The organism is Klebsiella sp., from assembly GCF_027492335.1.
Taxonomy (GTDB): domain Bacteria; phylum Pseudomonadota; class Gammaproteobacteria; order Enterobacterales; family Enterobacteriaceae; genus Klebsiella; species Klebsiella huaxiensis.
On sequence record NZ_JAPUEW010000041.1, the window covers coordinates 70,919 to 87,055 of the forward strand.

Below are 16,137 nucleotides of genomic sequence, written 5' to 3' on the forward strand. Positions count from 1 at the left end.
ATGTCATTCAAGCTGCCCATTTCCGTTCTGGTGGTGATTTATGCCGAAGATACGAAGCGGGTGCTGATGTTGCAGCGTCGCGACGATCCTGCGTTCTGGCAGTCGGTCACCGGCAGCCTGGAAGAGGGTGAAAACGCGTCGCAGGCTGCCGCGCGTGAAGTAATGGAAGAGGTCGCCATTGACGTTGCTTGCGAGCAATTAGCTCTGGTTGACTGTCAGCGCACGGTAGAATTCGAGATATTTTCTCATTTACGTCATCGCTATGCGCCGGGCGTCGAGCGTAATACGGAATTTTGGTTCCGTCTTGCGCTCCCCCATGAACGCCAGATTGTCTTTACGGAACATCTGGATTACCGCTGGGTTGATGCGTCGGAAGCCGCCACGTTGACCAAGTCCTGGAGCAACCGGCAGGCGATTGAAGAATTTGTAATTAACGCCAACTAATTTTCCCCAGAATTTTAGTTATCAGGAAGGCGGCAAGTTGGGACTTCACCCTGAGCTTACTTGAGTAAGTGATGGGTGAGGGCCAATGTAGCCAACGCGCCTGAGGGCTAAAAGGCGACGGAAAAAGGCTTTTTTGGAGATATTATTTTATGGCAGGTCATAGTAAATGGGCCAACACCAAACACCGCAAAGCGGCACAGGATGCCAAGCGCGGTAAGATCTTTACTAAAATCATTCGCGAGCTGGTTACCGCAGCGCGTCTGGGCGGCGGCGATGCGGGTTCTAACCCACGTCTGCGTGCGGCAATCGATAAAGCGCTGGCTAACAACATGACGCGCGACACGCTGAACCGTGCTATCGCACGCGGCGTTGGCGGTGATGATGACGCGAACATGGAAACCATCATTTATGAAGGTTACGGCCCTGGCGGCACCGCGGTTATGGTGGAATGCCTGAGCGACAACCGCAACCGTACCGTTGCTGAAGTGCGTCATGCGTTCACCAAAACCGGTGGCAACCTCGGAACTGACGGTTCGGTCTCTTATCTGTTCAGCAAAAAAGGCGTTATCTCCTTCGAGAAAGGTGACGAAGATGCGATCATGGAAGCTGCCCTGGAAGCAGGCGCAGAAGACGTGGTGACCTATGATGACGGTGCGATTGACGTTTACACTGCCTGGGAAGAGATGGGTGCGGTACGCGATGCGCTGGAAGCTGCGGGCCTGAAAGCAGATGCTGCTGAAGTTTCTATGATCCCGTCAACCAAAGCGGACATGGATGCAGAAACCGCACCGAAACTGCTGCGTCTGATCGATATGCTGGAAGATTGTGACGATGTGCAGGAAGTTTATCATAACGGTGAGATCTCTGATGAGGTCGCCGCAACGCTGTGATACCCGTAATCTTTCAGCCCACAGCGGTGTTGGCTCTCCTCGCTTACCCCGGTCACGTAGTCAATCTACGCTCCCGGGGATGCGCTGCGTGGCCGCCTAGCTGTGAACTGAAATATTTAGGGTCTCACGGGTTAGTTATGACTGGAGGCGCGTGATGGCTATTATTCTCGGTATTGACCCGGGGTCGCGCGTCACTGGTTACGGCGTCATCCGTCAGGTTGGGCGCCAACTGAGCTATCTGGGCAGTGGCTGCATTCGCACGAAAGTGGATGATTTACCGTCCCGCCTGAAGCTTATCTATGCGGGCGTCACTGAAATTATCACCCAGTTCCAGCCGGACTATTTCGCCATCGAACAAGTCTTTATGGCGAAGAACGCCGACTCGGCGCTAAAGCTCGGTCAGGCCCGTGGGGTGGCGATTGTCGCCGCGACAAATCAGGACCTGCCAGTGTTTGAGTACGCAGCCAGGCAGGTGAAGCAGACCGTTGTCGGCATTGGCAGCGCGGAAAAAAGCCAGGTGCAGCACATGGTGCGCACGCTGCTCAAGCTTCCGGCTAATCCGCAGGCCGATGCGGCAGATGCTTTGGCTATTGCTATTACCCACTGCCACGTCAGCCAGAACGTCGCCCAGATAGGCGAAAGCCGTCTGAATCTGGCGCGTGGACGGTTACGCTAATCTATACCGCCTCGGCGACTGCTGGCTGAGGCGTTTCTACTCCATTCGCTGAAATTAACTCTAAATTTGGATGCAGCCAGAGGCTGGCCGGAGTGACCGTTTTTCGTTCCCACGGAATAGAACCTAAAAACCAAAACTTCCAGAATCGTAATTTTGCTTCCGGGTTACTGCGCAGCAGTTGTTCAAACGTTTCGACATTGCCCACCGGAATACATAACGCATCTTTATAAATATCAAACACAAATTTTGAACAGAACTGACGCGATGAATCGTATTTAAACCCGGTGTGATAAAGCTTATGCAGACGTGAGGGCACTTGTTCCATGAGCGAGAGTTTTTGCTCAGTGGTTAAACCGCCGCGCAGACGGCGAACAGCGTAACTATGGTTGGTTGAGCGGTGAATAAACTGCGTTAGGGTGGTTACTCCCGAAAGTGGGACCCGACTTTCCGCCACCAGGTAATCATCACCATTATGACCAATGATAATACCCACATGGTTACACCAGCACTGAGAGGCCGTTGATATTTGGCCAAATAATGCCGTGCCAATACAGGTGAAAACAATATCTCCGGTTTCATATTTAACGGAGGAATCAATAAGCATTTTGTCATTCCTTTGGGTTTATATAATGAGCAAGGTATCCACTATCATATCCTGACCTTTCGTCATTGATGGAAAAGTATTAGTAAAGATTTGATAAGTAAAATGTCATGGCTTAGGTTAATTAACCTCCGTAAAAGGTGGAGTCGCGAACACCATTTTTCTCGTGATGCATAAAAAGAAATGCGTTGAAAATAATAAATACCGTCTCTTGACTGTTATCGATATAAATCCAGAGTCTTTTTGGAATGAAAAATATTCGGAATGTAAGAGAATCACAAATGACGGAAGGATTATTTTGCATGAGGTTAAAAAAGCGTTACAGGGCTAGCTGTGTTCAGGTAAAGCGGTTTTCGGATCGCAGATGTTAGGAGATAACGCGTTTTTCATCTGGATATCTATCCAGCCTTTTTTTATGATACTGCATTAGACTTTCAGCCCTTAATCCAGGAGCTCCATGTGATAGGCAGACTCAGAGGCATCATTCTCGAAAAACAACCCCCGCTGGTTTTACTCGAAACGGGAGGCGTAGGCTATGAGGTTCACATGCCGATGACCTGCTTTTATGAGCTGCCGGATGTGGGCAACGAGGCGATAATTTTTACCCATTTTATCGTCCGTGAAGATGCTCAACTGCTGTTTGGTTTCAATAACAAACAGGAGCGCACGCTGTTTAAAGAGCTGATTAAGACCAACGGCGTTGGTCCGAAACTAGCGCTGGCAATCCTCTCTGGCATGTCGGCACAGCAGTTTGTTAATGCCGTTGAACGCGAAGAGCTGGCCGCGCTGGTGAAACTGCCGGGAATCGGTAAGAAAACCGCAGAACGACTGATCGTCGAAATGAAGGACCGCTTTAAAGGGTTACATGGCGATCTGTTCACTCCGGCGGCCGATCTGGTACTGACATCGCCCGCAGGTCCGGCTGACGATGATGCAGAACAGGAAGCGGTTGCTGCGCTGGTGGCGCTGGGCTATAAACCTCAAGAGGCCAGCCGAATGATAAGCAAAATCGTTCGTCCGGATACTAATAGTGAAACGCTAATTCGCGAAGCGCTACGCGCTGCGCTGTGAGGTAAGGGATGATTGAAGCTGACAGGCTGGTATCGGCGGACAGCACCGGTTTTGAAGAAGCGGCTGACCGTGCAATCCGTCCTAAAATGCTGGCCGAATATGTGGGCCAGCCACACGTCCGCTCGCAAATGGAGATTTTTATCCAGGCGGCGAAACTGCGCGGTGATGCGCTCGATCACCTGCTGATTTTTGGTCCTCCAGGGCTTGGGAAAACCACGCTGGCGAACATTGTTGCCAACGAAATGGGCGTAAATCTGCGCACCACTTCCGGCCCGGTACTGGAAAAGGCGGGCGATCTGGCGGCGATGCTGACCAACCTTGAACCGCACGATGTCTTGTTTATCGATGAGATCCACCGCCTTTCGCCGGTCGTTGAAGAAGTGTTATATCCGGCAATGGAAGATTATCAGTTGGATATCATGATTGGCGAAGGACCGGCGGCTCGTTCAATAAAAATCGATCTGCCACCGTTTACTCTGATTGGTGCTACCACCCGCGCCGGTTCATTGACTTCTCCGTTACGTGACCGTTTTGGTATTGTGCAACGCCTGGAGTTTTATCAGGTGCCTGACCTGCAATATATCGTCGGGCGCAGCGCTCGCTTTATGGGGCTGGAGATGAGCGAGGAGGGGGCGCTGGAAGTCGCGCGCCGCGCGCGCGGTACGCCGCGTATTGCCAACCGCCTGCTCAGGCGCGTACGCGATTATGCCGAAGTGAAGCATGACGGTACCATTTCGGTAGAGATTGCCGCGAAGGCGCTGGATATGCTTAACGTGGATGCCGAAGGCTTCGATTATATGGACCGTAAGCTGCTGTTGGCGGTAATCGACAAATTCTTCGGCGGGCCGGTTGGGCTGGATAACCTGGCTGCGGCGATAGGGGAAGAGCGGGAAACCATTGAAGATGTGCTGGAGCCGTATCTGATCCAGCAGGGCTTTTTACAGCGTACACCGCGCGGGCGGATGGCGACGGTGCGGGCCTGGAATCACTTTGGTATCACGCCGCCGGAAATGCCGTAATCGTTGCCCGGGCGATGCCCGGACAACGGGTTTGCGGCTATGCTTGCAGGTCAGGTTGCGGATTTTTTGCTCATACTGATAATAAACAATAGCGCAGCGCACAGCACCACCGAAGGCCCTGCCGGGGTATCGTAGAAAGCCGAGAAGGTCAATCCACCCGTTACTGCAATGATCCCTACACCAACCGCCACGCCTGCCATTTGCTCCGGCGTGTGGGCAAAGCGACGAGCCGTCGCTGCGGGGATAATCAACAGCGAAGTGATAATCAGCGCCCCAACAAACTTCATCGCGACGCCAATGGTCAGTGCGGTGACCAGCATTAAAAGCAACTTCACCCGCTGTAGCTTAACGCCATCAACAAAAGCCAGATCCGGGCTAATAGTCATCGACAGCAGGTTGCGCCATTGCCAGAGCAGAATCGCCAGCACGATAACGACGCCGATAGCGATTGAAATCAAATCTTCAGGCGTCACTGCCAGCAGATCGCCAAACAGGTAGGCCATCAGGTCAACGCGCACGTTCGACATCAGGCTGACAACCACCAGACCCAGCGACAGCGCGCTGTGCGCCATAATCCCCAATAGAGTATCTATTGCCAGGTGAGGGCGTTTCTCTAGCCATACCAGGCCGCCCGCCAGCAGTAACGTCACAACGATAACCGCATAGAAAGGGTTGACGTTCAGCAGTAAACCAAAAGCGACCCCGAGCAGAGAGGCGTGAGCAAGGGTATCGCCGAAGTAGGACATGCGGCGCCACACGACGAACGAACCGAGCGGGCCTGCCGCACAGGCGAGCATAACGCCGGCCAGCCAGCCGGGTAAGAGTAATTCAATCATCAGCGGTCATTTCCCCGACGCAGTACAATCCGCCCCTGCAGGTCGTGGCGGTGATTATGATTATGACGATAAATTCCCAGCTGTTCCGCGCCGCGCTGGCCGAACATTGAGATAAATTCTGGATGCATGGAGACCACTTCTGGCGCGCCGGAGCAGCAGATATGTTGGTTTAGACACAGTACTTCATCGGTTTTCGCCATTACCAGATGCAGGTCGTGGGAAACCATCAGCACGGCGCAGTTAAGCTCCTGGCGCAGTTGGTTAATCAGATCATAGAGCGCCACCTGGCCGTTGACGTCGACGCCCTGGGTCGGCTCGTCGAGCACCAACAGTTGCGGTTGATTGAGTAAAGAGCGAGCCAACAAGACGCGCTGCGTTTCTCCGCCGGAGAGTTTTTGCATTGGAGCGTCAATCAGATGGCCTGCCTGAACGCGTTTTAGCGCGGGCAGAATGTCCCGTTTATGGGTACCCGGACGCAGGCGCATAAAACGGTTGACGGTCAGCGGCATGGTGGCATCAAGGTGCAGCTTTTGCGGGACATAGCCGATACGCAGATGACCATCCTGTTTGATAACACCGTCAGTTGGTGCTACCAGACCAAGAACAACTCGCACAAGGGTGGATTTGCCAGCACCATTAGGGCCCAGCAAGGTTAAAATTTTGCCTGGCTTTAAGGTAAGTGAAATGTCAGACAGCACGCGCCTTTGGCCGAAGACCACCGAGACGTTTTCCAGAGTGATTAGATTTGTCATGTCAAATTAAGGGTTGCACAAGCGAGTGAATGTTATAATATCACATCTTTCTCATTCATTACGATGATTAGACTCATTATGTTACATAAAAATACGCTTCTTTGCGCTGGACTTAGCGCCGCTTTTTTGTTCGCTCATTCACCGTTGGTAAATGCCGCAGTTGTCACCTCGCTTAAACCGCTGGGCTTTATCGCTTCAGCCATCGCCGATGGCGTAACGGATACCCAGGTTTTGCTGCCCGATGGGGCCTCAGAGCATGATTATTCACTGCGTCCATCAGATGCAAAACGCTTACAGAACGCAGACTTAGTTGTCTGGATTGGTCCTGAGATGGAAGCGTTTATGGATAAGTCAACGCAAAGCATTGCGTCGAACAAAAAGGTGACGATTGCCGAGCTTGACGGCGTGAAACCGTTACTCATGAAAGGGGCCGACGATGATGATGACCACCATGGCCACGATCATGGTGCCGGGGAAAATAGTGACGATGATCACCATCATGGCATCTATAACATGCATCTATGGCTTTCCCCAGAGATAGCGCGGCTGTCGGCGGTTGCAATCCACGATAAATTATTGGAACTTATGCCGCAGAGTCGAGCCAAACTTGACGCCAACCTGAAGGATTTTGAGGCAAAATTAGCCGCAACCGACAAACAGGTGGGGACCGAGCTCGCACCGCTGAAAGGGAAGGGATATTTCGTTTTTCATGATGCTTATGGCTACTTTGAAAAACACTACGGTTTGACCTCATTGGGCCACTTTACCGTCAACCCTGAAATACAGCCTGGTGCGCAGCGTTTACACGAAATCAGAACACAGTTGGTTGAGCAAAAAGCAACTTGCGTTTTTGCTGAGCCACAGTTCAGGCCAGCGGTTATAGAAGCTGTCTCCAGGGGAACATCCGTGCGCATGGGAACCCTGGATCCACTTGGAATCGGAATTAAGCTGGGTAAAGAAAGTTATCCGCAATTCCTGAGCCAAATGGCGAATCAGTATTCAAGCTGCCTGAAAGGAGAATAACGAGGAAGTGAATACGTGCAACAGATAGCCCGCGCTGTCACTCAGGCATTTAACAATCTGCCCCGACCTCATCGCGTTATGCTGGGGTCACTTAGCGTTCTTACCTTAGCGGTCGCCGTCTGGCGACCCTATATCTATCACCATCCAGAATCCTCGCCTATTGTCCGAACTATCGAGCTGGAGAAGAGCGAGATTCGCTCATTGCTGCCGGAAGCCTCAGAACCCATTGATCAGGCGGCGCAGGAAGAAGAAGCCATCCCACAAGATGAACTGGATGATAAAGCGGATAGCGATTCTGGCGGTCACGAGTACGTGGTATCAACAGGCGACACGCTCAGCAGCATTCTTAACCAGTACGGCATTGATATGGGCGATATCGCGCGGCTTTCCTCGGCAGATAAGGAACTGCGTAATCTGAAAATCGGCCAGCAACTCTCCTGGACTCTGACGGCGGATGGCGATTTGCAAAGCCTGACGTGGGAGATGTCGCGCCGTGAAACCCGAACCTACGACCGGGTGGCCAACGGTTTCAAAATGAGCAGCGAGCTGCAAAAAGGCGATTGGGTCAACAATGTACTGAAAGGTACCGTTGGCGGCAGCTTCGTCTCCAGCGCCCGCGATGCTGGCCTCACCAGCACCGAAATTAGCGCGGTCATCAAAGCCATGCAGTGGCAAATGGATTTCCGTAAGCTGAAAAAGGGTGATGAATTTTCGGTCCTGATGTCGCGTGAAATGCTTGATGGCAAACGCGAGCAGAGCCAACTGCTTGGCGTACGTTTGCGTTCCGATGGCAAAGATTACTTCGCGATTCGCGCCGAAGATGGCAAATTCTATGACCGCAACGGCACTGGGCTGGCAAAAGGCTTTATGCGCTTCCCGACCACACGCCAGTTCCGCGTTTCATCGAACTTTAATCCGCGTCGTCTTAACCCGGTTACCGGTCGTGTCGCCCCACATCGCGGTGTTGATTTTGCTATGCCGCAGGGGACGCCGGTGCTGTCGGTGGGTGATGGTGAAGTGGTGGTGGCTAAACGCAGCGGCGCAGCAGGTTACTACGTTGCCGTTCGTCACGGGCGGACCTATACCACGCGCTATATGCACTTGCGGAAGCTGCTGGTGAAACCAGGCCAGAAGGTGAAACGCGGCGACCGCATTGCGCTGTCGGGCAATACCGGGCGTTCTACCGGCCCGCATCTGCACTATGAAGTGTGGATTAACCAGCAAGCGGTTAACCCGTTGACAGCGAAACTGCCGCGTACAGAAGGGCTTAGCGGTTCCGACCGTAAGGATTATCTGGCGCAGGCAAAAGAGGTTATCCCACAGCTTCGCTTTGACTAACAACCCACCAGTTGAAGCCGGTGCCCATAGCGCGCCGGCTTTTTCTTTTGTACGTTACCCAACGTATCGCTAAACTAAGCCATTATCTTTATTGAGCGGAACTTCTGCGGATTGGGCATGGAAACGAAAAAAAATAATAGTGAGTTTATTCCAACGTTTGAAAAATCCTTTTTACTGCCGCGCTATTGGGGCGCCTGGCTGGGGGTTTTCGCATTCGCCGGTATTGCCCTGACGCCCGCCTCGTTCCGCGACCCTATTCTGGGCAAGCTGGGCCGTTTTGTCGGTCGACTCGCAAAGAGTTCTCGCCGCCGGGCACAGATCAATCTGCTGTACTGTTTCCCGGAAAAGAGCGAGCAGGAACGCGAAGAAATTATTGATCAGATGTATGCGTCTGCGCCGCAGGCGATGGTGATGATGGCTGAACTGGGTCTGCGTGACCCGCAGCGTATTCTTTCCCGCGTCGACTGGCAGGGCAAAGAGATCATCGACGAGATGCAGCGCAATAACGAGAAAGTGATCTTTCTGGTACCTCATGCCTGGGGTGTCGATATTCCAGCGATGCTGATGGCTTCCGGTGGGCAAAAAATGGCGGCGATGTTCCATAATCAGGGCAACCCGGTATTTGATTACGTCTGGAACACCGTACGCCGTCGTTTTGGTGGACGAATGCATGCGCGTAATGATGGCATTAAGCCGTTTATTCAGTCGGTCCGTCAGGGCTACTGGGGCTACTACTTGCCGGATCAGGACCACGGTGCTGAGCACAGCGAGTTTGTCGATTTCTTTGCCACTTATAAAGCGACGCTACCGGCGATTGGTCGTTTAATGAAAGTGTGCCGCGCCCGCGTTGTGCCGCTGTTCCCGGTTTATGATGGTAAAACGCATCGTCTAACGGTACTGGTGCGCCCGCCAATGGACGACCTGCTGGAGGCGGACGACAACACTATCGCCCGGCGGATGAACGAAGAAGTCGAAATTTTCGTCAAGCCCAATACCGAGCAGTACACCTGGATCCTTAAGCTGCTGAAAACCCGTAAGCCGGGCGAAATTGAGCCATATAAGCGCAAAGAGCTGTACCCGAAAAAGAAGTAATCCGCGTTTACGCGCCACGGACGAAAAAAAACCTGCCAGCGAACGCTGGCAGGTTTTTTTATGGCAGAGAAAATTACTCGACGGTCAGAATACGGGTGGTGTTGGTGGTACCGATGGTGCTCATTACATCACCCTGGGTCACGATAACCAGGTCGCCAGTGACCAGATAGCCTTTATCGCGCAGCAGATTCACTGCGTCATGGGCTGCGGCGACGCCATCACTTTCGCTGTCGAAATGAACCGGGGTCACGCCGCGGTACAGTGCCGTCAGGTTCAACGTGCGTTCATGACGAGACAGCGCAAAAATCGGCAGGCCGGAACTGATGCGCGAGGTCATCAGTGCGGTACGGCCAGATTCGGTCATGGTGATAATGGCGGTGACGCCTTTCAGGTGGTTGGCCGCATACATTGCTGACATCGCAATGGCTTCTTCCACATTGTCGAACTGGATGTCCAGACGGTGTTTAGAAACGTTGAGGCTAGGGATTTTTTCCGCACCGACGCAGACGCGGGCCATCGCGGCAACGGTCTCTGACGGGTACTGGCCTGCGGCAGTTTCTGCTGACAGCATTACGGCGTCGGTCCCATCCAGCACGGCGTTCGCCACGTCCATAACTTCAGCGCGGGTTGGCATCGGGTTGGTGATCATTGACTCCATCATCTGAGTCGCGGTAATGACTGAGCGGTTCAACTGACGAGCACGGCGGATCAATGCTTTCTGAATGCCGACCAGCTCCGGATCGCCAATTTCTACGCCGAGATCGCCACGGGCGACCATCACGACATCGGATGCCAGAATCACATCATCCATTGCGTCCTGGCTGCAAACCGCTTCCGCACGTTCTACTTTGGCAACGATTTTTGCGTCGCAGCCGGCATCGCGCGCCAGGCGACGGGCGTAGTTCAGGTCTTCGCCGCAGCGCGGGAAGGAGACGGCCAGGTAATCAACGCCAATTTTTGCGGCGGTAATAATATCGGCTTTGTCTTTATCCGTCAGCGCTTCTGCTGAGAGGCCGCCGCCGAGTTTGTTGATGCCTTTGTTGTTGGACAACGGCCCGCCAACGGTGACTTCTGTGAACACTTTCAGACCCTGCACTTCAAGCACTTTCAGCTGTACGCGCCCATCATCCAGCAGCAAGATATCGCCCGGAACCACATCAGCCGGCAGGCCTTTATAATCGATACCGACTTTCTCTTTGTCGCCTTCACCTTTACCCAGGTTAGCGTCAAGCAGGAATTTATCGCCGATATTGAGGAAGATTTTGCCTTCTTTGAAGGTAGATACGCGGATTTTCGGACCCTGTAGGTCTCCGAGAATCGCAACATGACGACCCAGTTTTGCCGCAATCTCACGAACCTTATCCGCACGGATTTGGTGATCTTCCGCGGTACCGTGAGAGAAGTTCATACGTACCACGTTAGCGCCAGCGGCGATAACCTTCTCAAGGTTGTTGTCGCGATCGGTTGCCGGGCCTAAGGTGGTAACGATTTTGGTTCTGCGAAGCCTTCTGGACATGTAATACTCCGTTGACTGAAACAACTTTGGTGTTGCGTGAACATGGATTCGGTAGCGCCAGCGAGCAAAGTTGCTATGCCAGAACATTACCGACGGTGTAATAGGTTACTGCTTCGTTTCTACTTTTATTGGTCATTGCTGTGTACACTGAGCTCTTTATCAAAGCGCGATTCCTTGAGCGCTTCCTTGACCCTCTTCAAGTTATCTCTGAATTTTGCGCCACGACGCAGGGTAAAGCCGGTTGCCAGCACGTCAATCACCGTCAACTGCGCCAGCCGGGAGACCATCGGCATATAGATATCGGTATCTTCCGGGACATCAAGCGTAATGGCTAACGTTGACTCGCGAGAGAGCGGCGTGCCAGGTGAGGTAATAGCGATCACCATAGCATCGTTTTCACGGGCTAGCTGCGCCAGCTCCACCAGGCTTTTGGTCCGACCTGTGTGCGAGATAATCACCACGACGTCGTCGTCATTACAGTTCATACAACTCATGCGTTGCAGAACAATGTCGTCGGAGTAAATGACCGGTACGTTGAAGCGGAAAAATTTGTTCATCGCATCGTGAGCGACGGCGGCTGAAGAGCCGAGGCCAAAAAAGGCGATTTTTTTGGCCTGTGTTAACAGATCGACCGCACGATTGATGGCCGACATGTCGAGAGAATGGTGGACCTGATCTAAACTGGCCATTGCCGATTCAAAAATCTTCCCCGTGTAGGCCTCTACGCTGTCGTCTTCATCGACGTTGCGGTTAACATAGAGTGTCCCGTGTGCCAGGCTTTGGGCCAGATGCAGTTTGAAATCCGGGAAACCACGGGTCTCCAGACTGCGGCAAAAACGGTTAACGGTCGGCTCACTAACGCCAGCTTCAAGGGCCAGGGCCGCGATGCTCGAATGAATGGCCTGCGCGGGGGTTGCAAGGATGACTTCCGCCACTTTGCGTTCAGATTTGCTAAGGTGTTCCAGTCGGGACTGGATTTTTTCCAGCATGTTCATTATTAACAAGGCGCTCATCAATGGAAACGATTTCATTAATGGGTGAAATCATCAGGCGTTTTAGCAAGAATATACCTCTCCGTAGTTGGAAACGGTGAGGAATGACCTTAAAAAATGTTGTTTTTTTTCATTACATGATCAGAGTCGTATTTTAGTAACTGAGAATCGGTCGAAACAACGAACAATATTAGCCGGATGCCCAAAATGTGGCCCTGTATTTTTCCCCCTGTGCGATTTAGCCGCGGGAACCGGGGCTGAGGGTTTCGGGAAATTCGTAAACACAGTACGATGCAGTGAAAGAAAATTACAAATATAGCCTGGCACAAGCACCAGTCTATCAACTAAGGAGAATGACATGGCGGTAACGCAAACGGCCCAGGCATGCGATCTGGTCATTTTCGGCGCGAAGGGTGACCTGGCGCGACGTAAATTGCTGCCTTCCCTGTATCAGCTTGAGAAAGCTGGCCAGCTTCACCCTGACACTCGCATCATCGGTGTTGGGCGTGCCGACTGGGATAAAGACGCTTACACCAAGGTAGTACGTGAAGCGATGGAAACCTTCATGAAGGAAAAAATTGATGAAGGTTTGTGGGATACCCTGAGCGGGCGTCTGAACTTTTGTAACCTTGATGTCAACGACACCAAAGCGTTTACCCGCCTGGGTAAAATGCTCGACCAGAAAGAGCGGGTCACCATCAACTACTTCGCCATGCCGCCAAGTACGTTTGGCGCGATTTGCAAAGGACTGGGCGAAGCGAAACTGAACGCCAAACCGGCGCGGGTAGTGATGGAAAAACCGTTGGGTACCTCCCTTGAAACCTCCCGCGAGATCAACGATCAGGTCGGTGAGTTTTTCGAAGAGTGCCAGGTCTACCGTATCGACCACTATCTGGGTAAAGAGACGGTGCTGAACCTGCTGGCGCTGCGCTTTGCTAACTCGCTGTTTGTGAATAACTGGGATAGTCGCACTATCGATCACGTTGAGATCACGGTAGCGGAAGAGGTGGGTATTGAAGGCCGTTGGGGCTACTTCGATCAGGCTGGGCAGATGCGCGATATGATCCAGAACCACCTGTTGCAAATTCTGTGCATGATTGCGATGTCGCCGCCGTCGGACCTGAGCGCTGACAGCATCCGCGATGAGAAAGTAAAAGTGCTGAAGTCTCTGCGCCGTATCGACCGCACCAATGTGCGTGAAAAAACGGTACGCGGCCAGTACTCTGCCGGCTTTGCGCAAGGCAAAAAAGTGCCGGGCTACCTTGAAGAAGAAGGCGCGAATAAAGCCAGCCATACCGAGACCTTTGTGGCTATCCGCGTGGATATCGACAACTGGCGGTGGGCGGGCGTGCCGTTCTACCTACGTACTGGTAAACGTCTGCCGACCAAGTGTTCTGAAGTCGTGGTTTACTTTAAAACACCAGAACTGAACCTGTTTAAAGAGACATGGCAAGAACTGCCGCAGAACAAATTGACCATTCGTCTGCAGCCTGACGAAGGAGTCGATATTCAGGTACTGAACAAGGTTCCTGGGCTTGATCACAAGCACAACCTACAGATCACCAAGCTGGATCTGAGCTACTCAGAAACCTTTAATCAGACGCATCTGGCGGATGCTTATGAGCGTTTGTTGCTGGAAACCATGCGCGGTATTCAGGCGTTGTTCGTGCGTCGCGATGAAGTGGAAGAGGCGTGGAAGTGGGTTGACTCCATTACCGAAGCCTGGGCTGCCGATCGTGATGCGCCGAAGCCTTACCAGGCGGGTACCTGGGGGCCGGTTGCCTCCGTGGCGATGATCACCCGCGATGGCCGTTCATGGAACGAGTTTGAGTAACCGAAAGACTAATCCGGTTGAGTTATTTTACCGGTAACATGATCTGACGCAGAAAGTCGCGTAATTTTTAATCTTTTAAGCTCCGGGAGGATTCACCCCCGGAGCTTTTTTTATTACACTGCACTCAGTATTTTGCCCCTGAGCCCCGGTACTGGTGCCTTAAGCATCAAGAGACATCGTCAGAACGCTGTGGCCGGACAGATGAAATTTGAGGAGCCTTTATGAATTCTGAAATGTTACGGGTAACAAATCGCATTATTGAACGGTCACGCGACACCCGCAGCGCCTACCTCGCACGGATTAACCAGGCCAAAACCGACACCGTCCATCGTGCCCAACTGGCCTGCGGTAACCTGGCACACGGCTTCGCCGCCTGTCAGGCGGATGATAAAGCTTCACTGAAAAGCATGCTGCGCAATAACATCGCCATCATCACCTCTTATAACGACATGCTGTCCGCCCACCAACCCTATGAATATTATCCGGATATCATCCGTAAAGCGTTGCACTCAGCTAATGCGGTTGGCCAGGTGGCGGGTGGCGTTCCGGCGATGTGCGATGGCGTGACGCAGGGGCAGGACGGGATGGAGCTGTCGCTGCTAAGCCGCGAAGTTATCGCCATGTCTGCCGCGATCGGCCTGTCGCATAATATGTTTGACGGCGCACTGTACCTGGGGGTTTGCGACAAAATTGTTCCTGGCCTGACCATGGCAGCGCTTGCATTTGGTCATTTGCCGTCCATCTTTATTCCGTCCGGTCCGATGGCCAGCGGTCTGGCGAACAAAGAGAAAGTACGCATCCGTCAGCTGTACGCGGAAGGGAAAGTCGACCGCATGGCGCTGCTGGAGTCTGAAGCCGCCTCTTACCATGCGCCGGGCACTTGCACCTTCTACGGCACCGCCAATACCAACCAGATGGTGGTTGAGTTTATGGGGATGCAATTGCCGGGATCATCATTCGTACATCCGGATGCGCCGCTGCGTGAAGTATTAACCGCTGCTGCTGCCCGTCAGGTAACCCGCCTGACCGGTAACGGTAATGAGTGGATGCCGCTGGGCAAAATGTTTGACGAAAAAGTGGTGGTTAATGGGATTGTGGCGCTACTGGCGACCGGTGGCTCCACCAACCATACCATGCACCTGGTGGCGATGGCGCGTGCGGCGGGGATCATCATCAACTGGGATGATTTTTCTGACCTCTCAGACGTGGTACCGCTGCTGGCGCGTCTTTACCCGAACGGCCCGGCGGATATCAACCACTTCCAGGCGGCGGGCGGCGTACCGGTATTGGTACGCGAGCTGATGAAAGGTGGCCTGTTGCACGAAGACGTTAACACCGTGGCCGGTTTTGGTCTCTCTCGCTACACCATGGAACCGTGGCTGAATAATGGCGAGCTTGACTGGCGCGAAGGGGCGACCGCGCCGCTGGACGACCAGGTTATTGCCACCTTTGACAAACCGTTCTCTCGCCATGGTGGCACTAAAGTGCTGAGCGGCAATCTTGGTCGCGCGGTGATGAAAACTTCCGCTGTACCGGCAGAAAACCAGATTATTGAAGCGCCGGCGATTGTGTTTGAGAGTCAGCACGACGTGCTACCAGCCTTTGAAGCTGGGCTGCTGGACAAAGATTGCGTGGTAGTGGTTCGTCATCAAGGGCCAAAAGCGAACGGCATGCCAGAATTACATAAACTTATGCCGCCACTTGGTGTATTATTGGACCGCCGTTTCAAAATTGCGCTGGTGACCGATGGTCGACTATCCGGCGCATCAGGTAAAGTTCCATCAGCAATCCACGTGACGCCTGAAGCTTACGATGGTGGTCTGCTGGCGAAGGTGCGTGATGGCGATATCATCCGCGTCAATGGCCAGACCGGCGAACTTACGCTGCTGGTGGATGAGGCTGAACTGGCTGCGCGTCAGCCGCATATTCCTGACCTGAGCGGTTCGCGTGTGGGAACCGGCCGGGAAATGTTTGCTGCGCTGCGTGAGAAACTCTCCGGAGCGGAACAGGGCGCAACCTGCATCAATTTTTAAGACGATTCGATTTATAGATC

At 53.0% G+C, this 16,137-nt stretch carries 15 protein-coding genes; 10 read left to right on the forward strand and 5 right to left on the reverse strand.

The genetic code is table 11. The features are described from left to right. The 3 genes from nudB to ruvC all read left to right on the forward strand — a co-directional run bounded on the left by nudB (position 1) and on the right by ruvC (position 2,010). Positions 1 to 444, forward strand: a complete 444-nt coding sequence (gene nudB, locus QVF11_RS11150) for a dihydroneopterin triphosphate diphosphatase (protein ID WP_110274316.1) — start codon at positions 1 to 3, stop codon at positions 442 to 444. A gap of 149 nt (positions 445 to 593) precedes the next feature. Beyond that, on the forward strand, positions 594 to 1,334 hold the full coding sequence (locus QVF11_RS11155) for a YebC/PmpR family DNA-binding transcriptional regulator (RefSeq protein ID WP_110274315.1): 741 nt from the start codon (positions 594 to 596) through the stop codon (positions 1,332 to 1,334). Between the two features lie 154 nt (positions 1,335 to 1,488). Further along, positions 1,489 to 2,010, forward strand: a complete 522-nt coding sequence (ruvC, locus tag QVF11_RS11160) for a crossover junction endodeoxyribonuclease RuvC (protein ID WP_110274314.1) — start codon at positions 1,489 to 1,491, stop codon at positions 2,008 to 2,010. Position 2,011: 1 nt separating this feature from the next. On the opposite strand, the gene QVF11_RS11165 is transcribed toward ruvC, so the two are convergent. Next, complete coding sequence (locus QVF11_RS11165; protein WP_287856939.1) at positions 2,012 to 2,614, reverse strand: YebB family permuted papain-like enzyme; 603 nt, start codon at positions 2,612 to 2,614, stop codon at positions 2,012 to 2,014. Positions 2,615 to 3,070: 456 nt separating this feature from the next. Between QVF11_RS11165 and ruvA the strand changes: the two genes are divergently transcribed. Further along, on the forward strand, positions 3,071 to 3,682 hold the full coding sequence (ruvA, locus tag QVF11_RS11170) for a Holliday junction branch migration protein RuvA (protein WP_142514110.1): 612 nt from the start codon (positions 3,071 to 3,073) through the stop codon (positions 3,680 to 3,682). Positions 3,683 to 3,690: 8 nt separating this feature from the next. After that, positions 3,691 to 4,701: a Holliday junction branch migration DNA helicase RuvB gene (gene ruvB, locus QVF11_RS11175; RefSeq protein WP_112213280.1), complete on the forward strand. Its 1,011-nt coding sequence runs from the start codon at positions 3,691 to 3,693 to the stop codon at positions 4,699 to 4,701. Positions 4,702 to 4,751: 50 nt separating this feature from the next. Here the strand turns inward: ruvB and znuB are convergent, their stop codons facing one another. Together znuB and znuC are read right to left on the reverse strand one after the other, a co-directional pair. After that, positions 4,752 to 5,537, reverse strand: a complete 786-nt coding sequence (znuB, locus tag QVF11_RS11180; protein WP_287856943.1) for a zinc ABC transporter permease subunit ZnuB — start codon at positions 5,535 to 5,537, stop codon at positions 4,752 to 4,754. Further along, on the reverse strand, positions 5,537 to 6,289 hold the full coding sequence (znuC, locus tag QVF11_RS11185) for a zinc ABC transporter ATP-binding protein ZnuC (RefSeq protein WP_112213281.1): 753 nt from the start codon (positions 6,287 to 6,289) through the stop codon (positions 5,537 to 5,539). Before znuC ends, znuB begins: the two co-directional genes overlap by 1 nt. A gap of 78 nt (positions 6,290 to 6,367) precedes the next feature. On the opposite strand from znuC, the gene znuA reads away from it, so the two are divergent. The 3 genes from znuA to lpxM all read left to right on the forward strand — a co-directional run bounded on the left by znuA (position 6,368) and on the right by lpxM (position 9,742). Then, on the forward strand, positions 6,368 to 7,312 hold the full coding sequence (gene znuA, locus QVF11_RS11190) for a zinc ABC transporter substrate-binding protein ZnuA (RefSeq protein ID WP_112213282.1): 945 nt from the start codon (positions 6,368 to 6,370) through the stop codon (positions 7,310 to 7,312). A gap of 15 nt (positions 7,313 to 7,327) precedes the next feature. Then, positions 7,328 to 8,650, forward strand: coding sequence for a murein DD-endopeptidase MepM (mepM, locus tag QVF11_RS11195; RefSeq protein ID WP_287856945.1), 1,323 nt, complete (start codon positions 7,328 to 7,330; stop codon positions 8,648 to 8,650). 117 nt (positions 8,651 to 8,767) lie between these two features. Then, a complete protein-coding gene (gene lpxM, locus QVF11_RS11200; protein WP_142514107.1) occupies positions 8,768 to 9,742 on the forward strand; it encodes a lauroyl-Kdo(2)-lipid IV(A) myristoyltransferase in 975 nt (324 codons plus the stop codon). A 73-nt stretch (positions 9,743 to 9,815) separates the two neighbouring features. On the opposite strand, the gene pyk is transcribed toward lpxM, so the two are convergent. Together pyk and QVF11_RS11210 are read right to left on the reverse strand one after the other, a co-directional pair. Continuing rightward, entirely contained in the window at positions 9,816 to 11,258 is a 1,443-nt protein-coding gene (gene pyk, locus QVF11_RS11205) for a pyruvate kinase (protein ID WP_110274305.1), read from the reverse strand. Between the two features lie 125 nt (positions 11,259 to 11,383). Next, positions 11,384 to 12,289: a MurR/RpiR family transcriptional regulator gene (locus QVF11_RS11210; protein WP_167492752.1), complete on the reverse strand. Its 906-nt coding sequence runs from the start codon at positions 12,287 to 12,289 to the stop codon at positions 11,384 to 11,386. A 319-nt stretch (positions 12,290 to 12,608) separates the two neighbouring features. Here QVF11_RS11210 and zwf point away from each other — a divergent pair, with 319 nt between their 5' ends. Both zwf and edd read left to right on the forward strand, forming a co-directional pair. Then, positions 12,609 to 14,084 carry a glucose-6-phosphate dehydrogenase gene (zwf, locus tag QVF11_RS11215; RefSeq protein WP_112213286.1) on the forward strand — a complete coding sequence of 492 codons (1,476 nt, stop codon included), beginning with the start codon at positions 12,609 to 12,611 and terminating at the stop codon, positions 14,082 to 14,084. Positions 14,085 to 14,305: 221 nt separating this feature from the next. Beyond that, positions 14,306 to 16,117 (forward strand): phosphogluconate dehydratase, encoded by a 1,812-nt coding sequence (gene edd, locus QVF11_RS11220; RefSeq protein ID WP_287856948.1) that lies wholly within the window; start codon positions 14,306 to 14,308, stop codon positions 16,115 to 16,117. Positions 16,118 to 16,137 lie beyond the last annotated feature (20 nt).